General features: G+C 49.8%; 7 protein-coding genes. 4 read left to right on the top strand and 3 right to left on the bottom strand.

Going from position 1 to position 13,325, the window contains the following annotated elements:
- Positions 1-51: 51 nt before the first annotated feature.
- From xerC to coaBC, 3 genes are all read right to left on the bottom strand, one after another.
- A complete protein-coding gene (gene xerC, locus Q1Q75_RS18685; protein WP_300673786.1) occupies positions 52-1,002 on the bottom strand; it encodes a tyrosine recombinase XerC in 951 nt (316 codons plus the stop codon).
- Positions 1,003-2,299: 1,297 nt separating this feature from the next.
- Positions 2,300-3,211 (bottom strand): uracil-DNA glycosylase, encoded by a 912-nt coding sequence (locus Q1Q75_RS18680; protein WP_300673783.1) that lies wholly within the window; start codon positions 3,209-3,211, stop codon positions 2,300-2,302.
- Between the two features lie 238 nt (positions 3,212-3,449).
- Positions 3,450-4,655 (bottom strand): bifunctional phosphopantothenoylcysteine decarboxylase/phosphopantothenate--cysteine ligase CoaBC, encoded by a 1,206-nt coding sequence (coaBC, locus tag Q1Q75_RS18675; protein WP_300673780.1) that lies wholly within the window; start codon positions 4,653-4,655, stop codon positions 3,450-3,452.
- 734 nt (positions 4,656-5,389) lie between these two features.
- Between coaBC and Q1Q75_RS18670 the strand changes: the two genes are divergently transcribed.
- From Q1Q75_RS18670 to Q1Q75_RS18655, 4 genes are all read left to right on the top strand, one after another.
- Complete coding sequence (locus Q1Q75_RS18670; protein ID WP_300673778.1) at positions 5,390-8,059, top strand: DEAD/DEAH box helicase; 2,670 nt, start codon at positions 5,390-5,392, stop codon at positions 8,057-8,059.
- A gap of 629 nt (positions 8,060-8,688) precedes the next feature.
- Positions 8,689-10,263 carry an ATP-binding protein gene (locus Q1Q75_RS18665; RefSeq protein ID WP_300673776.1) on the top strand — a complete coding sequence of 525 codons (1,575 nt, stop codon included), beginning with the start codon at positions 8,689-8,691 and terminating at the stop codon, positions 10,261-10,263.
- A 109-nt stretch (positions 10,264-10,372) separates the two neighbouring features.
- A complete protein-coding gene (locus tag Q1Q75_RS18660; RefSeq protein WP_300673774.1) occupies positions 10,373-11,719 on the top strand; it encodes a glycosyltransferase family 39 protein in 1,347 nt (448 codons plus the stop codon).
- Between the two features lie 342 nt (positions 11,720-12,061).
- Positions 12,062-13,045, top strand: a complete 984-nt coding sequence (locus tag Q1Q75_RS18655; protein WP_300673772.1) for a glycosyltransferase family 2 protein — start codon at positions 12,062-12,064, stop codon at positions 13,043-13,045.
- The last annotated feature ends 280 nt before the right edge of the window (positions 13,046-13,325 follow it).

The raw sequence follows: 13,325 nt of genomic DNA, 5'->3' as shown, positions 1-13,325 counted from the left end.
CCTGCCGGGGGCCATGAATTATAAATGGCAATGGCATCACCGGAACACATATTATTTTCTCGGGTGCGCCTTATCATAGGCCTGGGTCAACCGATCGATGGAGACATGGGTGTATTTCTGCGTTGTGGAGAGGCTCTCGTGCCCCAGCATCTCCTGCACCCCCCTCAAGTCCGCGCCCGCATCCAGCATGTGGGTGGCAAAGGAGTGGCGCAACGCATGGGGCGAGACCGGCACTGTGAGCCCGCTCTCTCTGGCTGTCTTCTCCAAAATCCGCGCAATGGAACGCGTAGAAAGCCTCCCGAGATTTTTATTCAGAAACAACGGCCCCTTGTCGGCAGGGATCTTTTTTTCTTCTGCAAGGGTCTCCCGATAAAAACGGATGGCACGAACGGCGCGTTCCCCCACGGGAACCACACGTTCTTTGTTCCCTTTGCCGCAGACCCGAACGCTGTTTACACCCATATCAAGGTGAGGGCAATCCAAAGAAGAGAGTTCAGAAACACGAAGTCCACTTGAGTACAACAACTCAAACATGGCTCGATTTCGCCTGGAAAGAAGCGTTCCATCATCCATGGCATCCAGCAGACGAAACATATCGTCCACCGTCAGATAAGTGGGAAGTGTCTGATCCTGCTTCGGTGTGCGGATGGTGTCCAAGGGGCTTTTCTCCACAACACCCCTCTTTTTCAGGTATTTATAGAGCGATCGGAGAGAGGAAAGCCTTCGCGCCACAGAGCGCTTGGAAAGCCCCTCTTTATACAGCCTGTTAAGGTAACCCCTTATAGAGATCACGTCAACATCATCTGGGACCGGAGGCATTTTTGCAGAAACATCGTCATCAAATTGCCCCGGGGTCTCCATAAAAAAAGAATGAAAATCGAGCAGGTCCGAACGATACGCCCGTACCGTATGAAGGGAGTATCCCTTCTGGGCAGAAAGGTACTCCAGAAAATCGAGCATATGATCAAAAAGGGATTTTTTACTGACGGGTGGCTGGTTCATGGCTTTGGATTCTTCGTTTGAGGTGGTGGCTAAAGGCTAATAATAGACTGAAATAACATGTCAAGTGCTAATCATATGCTATCGAAAGACTTTTCCCAAAGGTATTTGTGCCTATTTTTTTCTCGTTTTCACGACTCTTCCTGGGAACAAAAAATACAATGACTCTCATCAAAACTTGGGACGCTATCCCGGATATTTCACGAGTGGGGTGCGCTCATATGCAAGGCATCAGAGCTGAAGATGTAGTGGTTTACCTCAAAGCTCTGATAACGCGGCAGATGAGTGCATCCAGCTCGCCCGAAGGGTGAGAAAATCAGACAGAATACCGTGGATTACATTTTGCATTTTTGAAACGACTGAAAATATGACTGCAAAGAACTGTCATTACGAATTATTCATTGGTCCTGATTGTTTTCCCATGAAATATCCGGGTTAGGCGCCAGAAAGTAAATAATCGGCCTTGATCATCGCTTCGGCCAAGTCCATAAAAACCGCGAGTTACCTTTGGCCGAAATGGTATAGGAAGAAAACGTAAATCCGAGCATGGATCCCCGGTCACCTCGCGATACAAAAGGTGGCGAATTTCGAACAATAAAACGACACAACCGAATCAATTTCCTCAGTCCGCCGGGGAAGACGAGGAGGGACGAAGGGTATCATGTTCTGTAGCGTTTTTTCCATCCTGCCCTCGTCTTTCCCGGCTCGCCCTCGTCTTTCCCGCGAAGGCGGGAATCCATGGTGATGATGGGATACTGCCGGGTTTTATGATACGGGTGGTGATGTCAATGCGAAGGTGGCCGAAACGATGACCAGGGCCCAATAAGGGTGCGGCTCCCGCAACGTTCAACGTCACGCAAACCGCCGGCCCCGTCTCTACACTTATAACAAAATGCCGCGTTGCAGGTTTATCGAACGTTAAGCGGTACGCATGACGCACCCTACATCCCACATCGACACGGAGACCAAAGGGCAAACCCTTTATACGGTTTCCTTCTTCATCGACCCTGCCGTATCGGGGTGTGGCGATTGGGTGGCATGAGCTGAATAATTACCGGCTGAGTTGAATTCTGACCACCTGCAACGCATGCACTTGCGACGAACGGTGCGTTTCCTTGTACGTCACGCGAATGCGGATGCATTTCAGCCTGGAGTGACGCAAACCCGCTTTCACGGTGGCCTCACCTTGCAGCCGGAGGCCTCGCTCTTTCGCCCCTTTGCCCTTCGCCTTTAGCCACGCCCCACTAAATACCTTAGCCAAGCACGACGAACGAAGAACCAAGAACCGTCTTTTTTTCACCTATCCCCTGTTTTTTAAAACCGCCATCACCTGCTGAAGGTCCTGCCAGGCCTGGCGCTTGTGTTCGGGGTGGCGAAGCAGAAAGGTAGGATGAAAGGTGGGCATCAGCCGAATCCCTTTATAATTCTGAAACTGGCCACGAATCCCGGCCACCCCGGAGGTGATCCCGAGAAGGGTCTGGGCAGCGACGGCCCCGAGGGCACAAATCACCTCGGGCCGAACCACGGCGATCTGCCGCTCCAGAAAGGAGAGGCAGGTGCTGACATCCGGCCGTCGCTGCTGGGGTGCTGGGCAGCATTTCAGGAGATTGGAGAGATACACCTCGTCCCGAGAGAGGCCCATGGCGTGAATCATCTTATTCAGCAGCTCACCCGAGACGCCAAGAAAGGGAACCCCCTGCCGGTCTTCATCCGAAAGGGGCATATCACCGATAAACATCAGCCTGGCCTGGGGATTGCCGACCCCAAACACAATCTGGTTTCGCCCCCTGAAGAGCCCGCATCGCGTGCATTCGCCCAGATCTTCCCGAATGGATTCCAGAGTCTCCACCACAGGCTGCACCCGAGGACGTCTCTTGAGTTCTCCTGCCATGGGCGTCGCAGGGCTTTTTACCTGAGCAGCGTGTCCGACGTGAGGGGTGGCCTCGGAAGCGGCTCTCCCGGCCCCCGGACGAATCGGTGGACGATCCTGTTTCGGTATCCCTTGCGAGCCGGCCTGTGCCACAGGCTGACGCGACGCTGGCCTCCTGCTGTTCGCCTGCGGCGTCGCCCTCCCGAGGGTCCCCAAAAGCTTGGCCGCCTCATCGGTACACTCCACCCCTTGAAGCCCAAGGCTTTTCAAATAAAGGAGCGATGCCTTCACCTCCTCAAGGGGAGTTCTCTGCGGGTGTGCCTGGAGATTTTTTTCCGTCATCTGTTCCATCTGCCCTGAATGTTCAATAAAAATTTGTAAGGCCCCAACCGAGCCGTATATCCACCACGTCATCGAGGCGCGTGCGAGCCCCACAAACGTCACCCGAATGCAGACGCGGATGCGCAGTTCTGAGAACCCCAGCAGCCGGTACGCATTCGCAAACCCGCTTTCAAGGTGGCCACCTTGCCGCCGGAGGCTTTTTTCGCCTTATTCAAAAGGCCTGCTTGTCGCTTTTCCCCTACCCGCGCGTTTTCATCATCCCTGCGATCCGGTCGAGGAGGGCATGGGCCACCTCGTCTTTTCCCATGGATTCAAAGGGTTCTTTGCGCCCATCGGGGTGAAAAAAGGTGACAATATTGGTATCGGTCCCAAAACCGGACGCCGGATCGCCCACGAGATTTCCCACGATCATGTCCAGATTCTTGGCTTCAATCTTTTTTCGAGCGTTTCCAGCCAGATCCTGGGTCTCTGCGGCAAAACCGACCAACACCTGGCGGGTCTTGCGCCTGCCCAGCTCTTTCAGGATATCCATATTCTTATCGAGCTCAATGGTCATGTCATCATTGAGTTTCTTGATCTTGTGCTCACACCGTGTGCGGGGCCTGTAATCTGCCACAGCGGCCACCTTAATCACCGCATCGACCTCATCCAAACGGGAAAAAATTGTTTCAGCCATCTCGTCCACAGAGGTGACAGAAATCCGGTCCACCCCCACGGGCGGGGCCAGACTCACCGGGCCTGAGACAAGGGTCACCTCCGCCCCGCGATACTCCGCAGCCCGGGCAACCTCATACCCCATCTTTCCAGAAGAGTGGTTGGAGATATAGCGCACCGGGTCAATGGCTTCCTGGGTCGGTCCGGCAGAGACAAGAATTTTTTTACCCGCAAGATCTTTGGAAAAGAGAACCGCCTTCACGCGATCCACGATGGTCGAAGGCTCAGGAAGTCGCCCGGGACCCGTCGTCCCGCAGGCCATCTCCCCCGCGCCAGGCTCGACAACGTGATACCCGTCCCCTTCAAGAATATCCAGGTTTCTCTGAACCGCTCGATTTTCGTACATATGCGTATTCATGGCGGGGCAGATCAACTTTGGAGTCGTCACGGCGAGCAGGGTGGTCGTCACCGCGTCATCGGCAATACCGTGAGCCAGCTTCCCGATGATATTGGCCGTGGCAGGAGCCACTACCACCACATCAGCCTTTTCCGCCGTCTCAATATGCCCGATGGATGCACCCTCTCCCTCTTTAAACAAGTTTGAAAGCACCGGATGCCCTGAAATCGCGGCAAAAGTCATCTCCCCGACAAAGGATTTCGCCCCCCAGGTCATGGCCACCCGAACGTCCGCGCCCTCCTTCTGAAGCAGCCGAACCACCTCCACCGCTTTATAAGCGGCAATCCCCGCCGTAACGCACACCAATACGCTCTTATTCTCAAGCACAGCCATCACTTATCTCCTCCCGCTCCACGCTGCTTTGTATGGCTCTCTTATTGATTTACAATCGACACCACTGTATATGGATAAGGGTCTTATCACAACCCGGTTATTTGATGAACCATGGCTCGAACACAATGGACCAAAAAACCAAAGACAAGCCTTCTATGGTTAAGGTTGTTCCTGGTTCTTGGTTCTTGGTTCGATGTATTCGCTACGCTCATGCCTGATTCAATAAACAGACAGAGCGGAGCGACTCCATAACCATGCACGAAGAACACATGCTTTTTTGTCGGCGGCGAGGTGTGCCGTTTAGAAAAAAAATTGCAACGGCATGGTTTATTCAAGCTTATCCACATTCACTATGGTTTAAAATATCCATGATCAACAGTGGTTTGTGAAGATGCATCAGAGATAGTAACGCAGCATGAGAATGCATCGACAATCTCATGAACAGACGATACCGGTTTATCAAACTTTTCAAACGTTTGGCCCCCGGCAGGGCCGCCGGAGTTATTCCGGTTAAAGTCAACGGCTGAGTTGGATTCTGTCCACCTACAGCTCAGGCACGTGCGACGCACTGTGCGTTTCCTTACACTACACGCGAATGCGGACGCATTTCAGCCCGGAGTGACGACTCCCGATGCGCATTCGCAAACCCGCTTTCGAGGTGGCAACCTCGCCGCCGGAGGCATTCTTTGTTAAACAGTTGTAAAACCAACATAAAAAATTTCGGAGTCGATTTCATGCAGCTTTCCCCTTCCACCATCAAAGAGCACGTTGCAGATTCAGAGATTATTTTCAGGCGCGGGGTTACCATCCATGAACAGGGAGACCTGCTTCGGATCCCCATGGAAAACCCGGACACCCATTTGTATCGCTACGATGGCGACTACGGCGACTATGAAATCACCATCGACAAAAACAGCGCCGGAAATTTTCGTTTCGACTGCTCCTGCCCCTATCCCGGAGATGGCTGCAAACACGTGGTGGCCGCCTTCCTTGATATCTGCCACCGATGTTTTGAATCCCCGACATCTGAACCCGACGAGCCCCTTGAGGAAAAATACCTCACCTATGACGAGATCCGTATCCAAGCAGTTAAAGACAGAGAAAAGAGAGCCAAGAGTGAGGGTTTTCGACTGGTTCCGGGAGACACTTATAAAGGGGAACACCTGGTGGAGACGCCCACCGGGCGAAGCTACACCGTCACCATTCACGACCCTGTTTCCGGCAAAGGCCACTGCAGCTGCCCGGATTATGCCGTCAACCGTCTCGGCACCTGCAAGCACTTGATCTTTATACAGGCGGAGATGAAAAAAATACCGGGCATGACAGCGCAGGCCACCCAGGAAATTTTCCCCTTTGTGGATATCCACTGGGATTCCATAGCCCATGCCCCGGCCCTCTTCAGCGAGGACGGATTGACCGAACTTCCCGAGGTCAAAGAGGCCCTCTCGGGATTGTTTGATGCCTCCGGTCACTTCACGGGAACCGAGCTGGCCGAGCTGATCCCGGGCATGAATCGTCTTTACGGCCACAAGCGCGTGCGCTTTCAGGATGAAATTTTAAGGCGACTGAAACGCCACTCCGTCGCAGACACAGCCTCGCGCCATGATGCGGATGCCCTGCCCGATCTTTCATCGATCAAGGCTACCCTCTACCCTTACCAGCGGGAGGGGATCCGCTTTGCCCTCTACAAACCCGCCGCCCTCATCGGCGATGAGATGGGCCTGGGCAAAACCCTTCAGGCCATTGCCCTGGCCACCTTAAAAAAAGAGATCTTCGGATTCAAAAAAGTCCTGGTGATCACCCTGGCCTCCTTGAAAGAGCAGTGGAAACGGGAGATCGAACGGTTTACCGATGAGCCGGCCCTCATCGTCTCCGGCCCGGCCTCAGAACGCCAGCGAATCTACACTGAAGACACGACCTTTTTCAAAATCACCAACTACGAAGCGGTGCTGCGGGATACCCTGGCCATCCGACGCATGAAGCCGGATCTGATCATCCTGGATGAAGCCCAGCGCATCAAAAACTTCACCACCAAGACCGCAGAAGCCATAAAAGCCATCCCAAGGACCCACGCCCTGGTCCTCACCGGCACCCCCTTAGAGAATAAACTGGAGGATGTCTACTCCATCACTCAGTTCCTCGACCCGGACCTGCTGGCCCCCCTCTGGGACTTTGCCGGACGCCATTTTCTAATCAACCGGAAAAAGAAGAATCATATTGCTGGATACACCAACCTCGGGGCCCTTCACGAAAAACTGAAAGGGATTGTCATCCGCCGAAAAAAAGAGGAGGTCCTCACCGAGCTGCCGAACGAAGTGGTCAGCAACTATTACATCGAGCTGACCGACCAGCAGAAAAAGATCCACGGGGGCTACCTGAGCTCCCTGCTTCCCCTGCTGAGCAAAAAATTCCTCACCCCCATCGATGTCCAGAGGATCCAGCAGCTGCTGCTCATGTCCCGGATGGTCTGCGACTCCACCTACCTCATCGACAAGAAGACGCACATCTCTCCGAAGCTGAAGGAGTTTAAGAACATCATCCATGACCTGGCCGTGGAGAACAACCGCAAGGTGGTGGTATTCAGCGAATGGACCCGCATGAACTTTCTTATCGCCAAGCACCTCTCCGAGGCAGGCATTCCCTTTGTAGAGCTCTCCGGCAAAATTCCGGTCCACAAGCGCCAGGCCCTCATTGACGAGTTTTCCACCAACCCCGACTGCAAAGTCTTTCTCTCCTCAGATGCCGGGGGAACAGGCCTCAACCTTCAGGCCGCAGACTGCGTCGTTAACTTCGAGCTTCCCTGGAACCCGGCCAAGCTCAACCAGCGCATCGGCAGGGTCAACCGCATCGGCCAGACAAGCGGGTCTGTCAACGTGGTCAACCTCATCGCCAAAGATTCCATTGAAGAACGCATCCTTGCCGGAATTCAATTAAAAACAGAGCTCTTCCAGGGTGTCTTCGACGGCACCGTGGACGAAGTGGAGTTCTCTTCCGAAAAACGCACAGATCTCATCAACCAGCTCCGCAAGCTTATGGATGAAGAGGCAATCACAGCACCAGCTGAAGCCTCTGACAGCATAGAGATCCCGGATGACACCCCGTACTTTCTCAACCCTGAGGTCCTCGCTGAAGCAAGTGACGCGCCAAAAGAGAACACCCCGACATCAGAACCCGCCGAAAGCAACGCCTCAACCCCATCTGAGGCCAACCTGGGCGCCATCTTTCAGACTCAACCCCCGGAAAAAATCGAAGCGGTCCTCAACTCCGGCATGGACTTCATCGGCGGACTCCTCGAGATGGTCACAGGACAAAAGATTGAAAACACAGAAGGGGCTGATAAAAAGATAAAGATCAATAAGGAAACCGGGGAGGTCACGATGAGCTTTAAACTGCCGGGGTTTTAAAAAAGAAAAAACCGTTCCTGGTTCGTCGTTCTTGGTTCTTAGTTCAAGGAATTCGCTTCGCTCATGGGCTATCAGAGTTAAATAAAAAAGTACCTATTCAGAGCATGAACAACGGCCTCCGGCGGCAAGGTGTGCCACCTTGAAAGCAGGTTGCCGGAGGCGTAAGCTTAATAGGTACAAAAAATTTAGCCACAGATGACACAGATACACACAGATGGGAGGCAACACCGACGACAACCGTCCTCACAGTCAAAGGATGCATCTCGCACGAAGGCACCAAGCCACAAAGGACGACGCTGCGGATCCAGTGGCTTACTCCCTTGGAATCCAGGTTCATGAATGTCCCGAGCCCTTGCTTGTCACGGCAGCCCCCTTGTTTTCGTCTTCCCCGGCTGTCAGAATAAACTGAAGAGTCGAGGGTTCTTCAGCCATTGAGAGTAGACGCCCTTTGCATGGGCGAACGACGGGGGAACCATGCAAGCGAAAAAGCGTTCTTGGTTCGTCGTTCCTGGTGCTTGGTTCAAGGAATTCGCTCCACTCATAGCCTGTTTAAAAATTTGGTGGGGCGAAACGCTTCTATCCCTACTCACCATTCACCACTCACTGCTCACTTGTTGGGGGTCAAACCAATGACGACAAACAAAAATTTAAAAAAACTCCCCATCGGGATCCAGACGTTCAGTGAGATACGGGAGGAGAACTACGTCTACGTGGACAAGACGGGCATTGCCCTTGATCTGATTGAAAATGGAAAATACTATTTTCTCTCCAGACCCAGGCGGTTCGGCAAGAGCCTCTTTGTGGACACGCTCAAGTGCATCTTTGAGGGGAAGAAAGAGCTATTCACAGGCCTTGCCATCGAAAACGCATGGGACTGGAGCCAGAAGCACCCGGTCATCTCCATCAGTTTTGCAGGCGGGGTTACCGATTCGAGGAGACTGCTTGAAGAGAGGATTCTCAACGCGCTTCAAATCCTCGCTGAGCAGTTTGATGTCACGCCTCGCTTTGACAACATTGCCGATAGATTTGAAGATCTTATCAGGCAAGTCCGAGAAAAAACGGACCAAAAAGTCGTGATACTGGTAGATGAATACGACAAACCCATCCTCGACAACATCACCCACCCGGAAATTGCGGCACAATTGCGTGAATGTCTGAAGGATCTCTACTCTGTTATCAAGGCTCAGGATGATAACATTCGATTTGTCTTTATCACCGGGGTCTCAAAGTTCAGCAAGGTCTCCATATTCAGTGGATTGAACAATCTTGACGACATCACGCTGGATCCCAAATATTCGACCCTGTGTGGATATACTCAAAAAGACCTTGAACAGTGTTTTGGAGAGCATCTTCAAGGTTACGACTTGAAAAAAATCAAACAGTGGTACAACGGCTACAACTGGCTGGGGGAACACGTCTATAACCCATTTGACATCCTTCTTTTTATTTCAAAAGGATATAAATTTCGAAACTACTGGTTTGAAACCGGTACCCCGACGTTCCTTATAAAACTCATCGAATCGGGGAAATATTTCACCCCCGCCATCGAAACCATCCATGCCAGCGAAGAGCTCATCGGAAGTTTTGATATCGAAGAGATAGCCATCGAAACACTCCTTTTTCAAGCTGGATACCTCACCATCGACCGAGAGACACAGGTCGCCGATGATATCATCTATATTCTGAAGTACCCCAACAAAGAGGTCAAAAAAAGCCTGACCGACTATCTCCTCTCGCAACTATCTCAAAACCGTGTAAAAAAGCAGGCTATCAAAAGCGACCTGTACGATGCCCTCTGCGAGATGAACCTGGATGCCCTGCCCCTCATCTTCCACAGCTTCTTCGCCTCCATCCCCCACGACTGGTACCGCAAAAACAATCTTTCAGGTTATGAGGGCTACTACGCCTCAATTTTCTACTGCTACTTTGCGTCTCTCGGCCTTGACGTCACCCCCGAAGACACCACCAATCATGGTCGGATCGACATGACCCTCAAGATGGATGATGCCATCTTCATTTTTGAGTTCAAGGTGGTAGAATTGGTGAAAGAAGAGAACTCTGCCTTGGAACAGATCAAGGCGAAGCGATACCATGAAAAATATGAGACGAGTGGAGATGTCTATCTGGTGGGGGTGGAGTTTTCCAAAGAGGATCGAAATATTGTGGGGTATGAGTGGGAAAAAGTGTTGCCACGCTTAAAGTAGTTATACTACAAACTCGATGGGATAATAAAAATGTGGGAATAAACCTCTCATTTTGATTTCTTTATGAGGACGATTTCCAAATTATGGCAAGGGAATGAGGGTGTGTAGAATGTTTCATTTAAGAAAAGATTTTTTATTTATCGCACTTGCTGTGTTTATAATTTTTTTATCATTTCTTATACGCCTAAAAGTAATAAATGAAACCGTGGTCGAATTTCCTATTTGCAAAGATGCTAAGGGATACTATTTTTATGCTTTAAACGTCAAAAAACACGGTGTGTATTCACGCCAAAATTACAGTTTAGAAAAACCAAAACCGGATTCAATCTGCACACCAGGCTACCCGATGGCCATATTACCTTTTGTTGAATATCCTCCCACCATGAAAATGGTCTGGGATATACAACGAATGCAGGTCGTATTAGGATGTGCTACGGTCCTTCTTGTATATCTGCTTGCTCAATATTGTTTAAATCGGTGGCTGGCTTTATTTGCGGCATTCCTTGCCGGAATTTCACCACACTTGGTTGTATGCACAACGTATGTACTAACTGAGACTCTGTTTACATTTTTGATGTTTTTAAGTCTTTGGCTCCTTGTTTATAGCATTAAAAAACATAACACTTGGGTTCTATGTCTTGCTGGCATAACTCTCGGTTTGACTTCCTTGACTCGCCCAACCCTTCAATATTTTATTTTTCCAATTATTATCGTGATATATATAACATCAAGTCGTCGCCTTAAGTTGAAAAATTGCCTCTTGGTTTTGTTTTGCTTTGTCTTTACTATGGCTCCTTGGTTTGTTCGAAATTACCAAGCAACCGGTAAAAGTTCGGACAGTCGATTGAAGATAGCAACACTGCACCACGGGATGTATCCCGACCTCATGTATAAGGGCAACCCTAAATCAAGAGGCTTTCCCTATAGGTTTGATCCAGAAATTCATAATATTTCAAAGGATATGAATAGTGTAATGGCAGAAATCAAACGTCGATTTAAAAGTGAACCCTATCGGCATATGTACTGGTATTTGATAAAAAAGCCCATAACCTTATTATCTTGGGATATATTGGCTGGAATGGGGGATGTTTTCATTTATCGTGTTGTGAAATCACCTTACTTACATGGGGGATGGGTGCGCGGGACTCATCAGTTCATGAAATCGCTCCATTGGTTTTTTGTGGCACTCTCTCTTCTTGCAACAGCCATGGCTTGGCTTCCACATTCTAAATGGGGCCTGAGTATAGCAAATGTATACGTTTCTCGACTGCTTTCCCTAATCATGTTGTATTTTATAGCCATACACATTGCAGGTGCTCCTTTCCCAAGGTACGGTATACCATTGAGACCTGTGATTTATATTCAGGCCCTTTTGGTTATCCAGGCATTTGGTACATTCATGATACAAAAATGGAGAAGTCGAAGTGCAATGGTTGGGGTGCAGGGCGATGAGTAAGACCCAGATTATTAATTGCATATTATGCGTGTTTGGAATCAGCAGTGGCCAATTGCTTTTCAGGGCGGGTGCACTCAAAATTGAGGGTACAGGATTTCATGCTTTGATGGATGCTCTTTTGCAACCATGCTTGTGGCTTGGGCTATTCATTTATGCCCTAACAACGTTGCTGTGGGTACATGTATTAAGAACAACTGCTTTAAGCTTCGCGTATCCGTGGATGGCTTTGGCATTTGGGATGGTTCCACTAATGGCCTTTTTTATATTTAATGAGCCCATTGGGTCCAATCAAATCGCTGGTTTCTTGTTGATTATTATAGGGGTTGCTCTGTCGGGGTTGAGATGAATACATTCCTTGTGTTGCCATGCTATCAAACTCGTGATCATATCCTGACTCTTCTGGAAAAGGTTGGCCCAGAGATCGACTGGATAGTACTCGTCGACGATGGATGCCCTCAAAATACTGGTAAATATGCCATTAATAACGCATCTGATTCTCGCCTTATCCTTATTGAACACGGGACAAACAGAGGGGTCGGAGCTGCCGTTGTAAGCGGCTTTAAAAAAGCAATCGAACTGGGTGCAGACATCATTGTTCGAATTGACAGCGATGGACAAATGGATCCGGTCATGATTCCGCAGTTTATTTACCCCCTCACGATAGGATTGGCGGATTTCACTAAAGGAAATCGTTTCTGGTGTCCAGAGACATTATCAGGAATGCCTGCGACTCGGCTTATTGGCAATGGCATCCTATCGTTTATCAGCAAGTTATCCTCTGGATATTGGAGCTTAATGGATCCCAATAACGGGTTCTTTGCCATTCATGCCGCTGTCATCCAAAAGCTTGACCTGAGTAAACTGGACTCCAGGTATTTTTTTGAATCGGATTTACTTTTTCGTTTAAATACAATTAGGGCAGTAGGAGTCGATATTCCTATGAACTCTATTTATGAAGGAGAAACGAGCAATCTAAGCCCTCTTCGGAGTATACCTGAATTTTTTGTAAAGCATATTCGTAATACTCTGAAGAGAGGACTTTACAATTATTATGTACGTGATTTTAATGCCGCAAGCCTCCAAATAATTTTCGGCAGCATACTTTTTTTGTTCGGAACCGTATACGGAGGAATTAATTGGGCCTATTTATCCAGCCAAGGCATGTATGCAAGCAGTGGTACTGTCATGTTTGCAGCCCTCCCAATCATACTCGGCTTTCAGTTGCTACTGGCTGCGTTACAGCATGATATTAATTCAGAACCCAAAAATCCTTTACACCAGTTAATTTCAATGCAGCCCAGGAAAACCGAATCAAATCCAGAGTAAACTTACAAGCCCCCTGTGTCTTAACATCGTTTCCGATATTCCCTGCCGCCCCGAACTATAGTGGTCAACAAAAAACGGACACCAGGTTAAGCTGCAATCTTTAATAGCTCTGCTTCAAATTCCATTGGGCTTACGTTGTCAGCGGCGTCGTGAAAATGTCTGCCTACTGGCGGTTTAAAAATGCATTAAAACAAAGCCGTCTCAGGTGGGCAATTGTGAGACGGCTTGATAGTTTTATGCTGGAGGGTTTTCGACGCGGGCCTTCATTCTGTAGCTTTTG

This window comes from Desulfoluna sp. (assembly GCF_030145185.1).
Taxonomy (GTDB): Bacteria; Desulfobacterota; Desulfobacteria; order Desulfobacterales; family Desulfolunaceae; genus Desulfoluna.
Note: the sequence above shows the minus strand (reverse complement) of the source record. Positions and strands in the feature narration are given on the sequence as shown.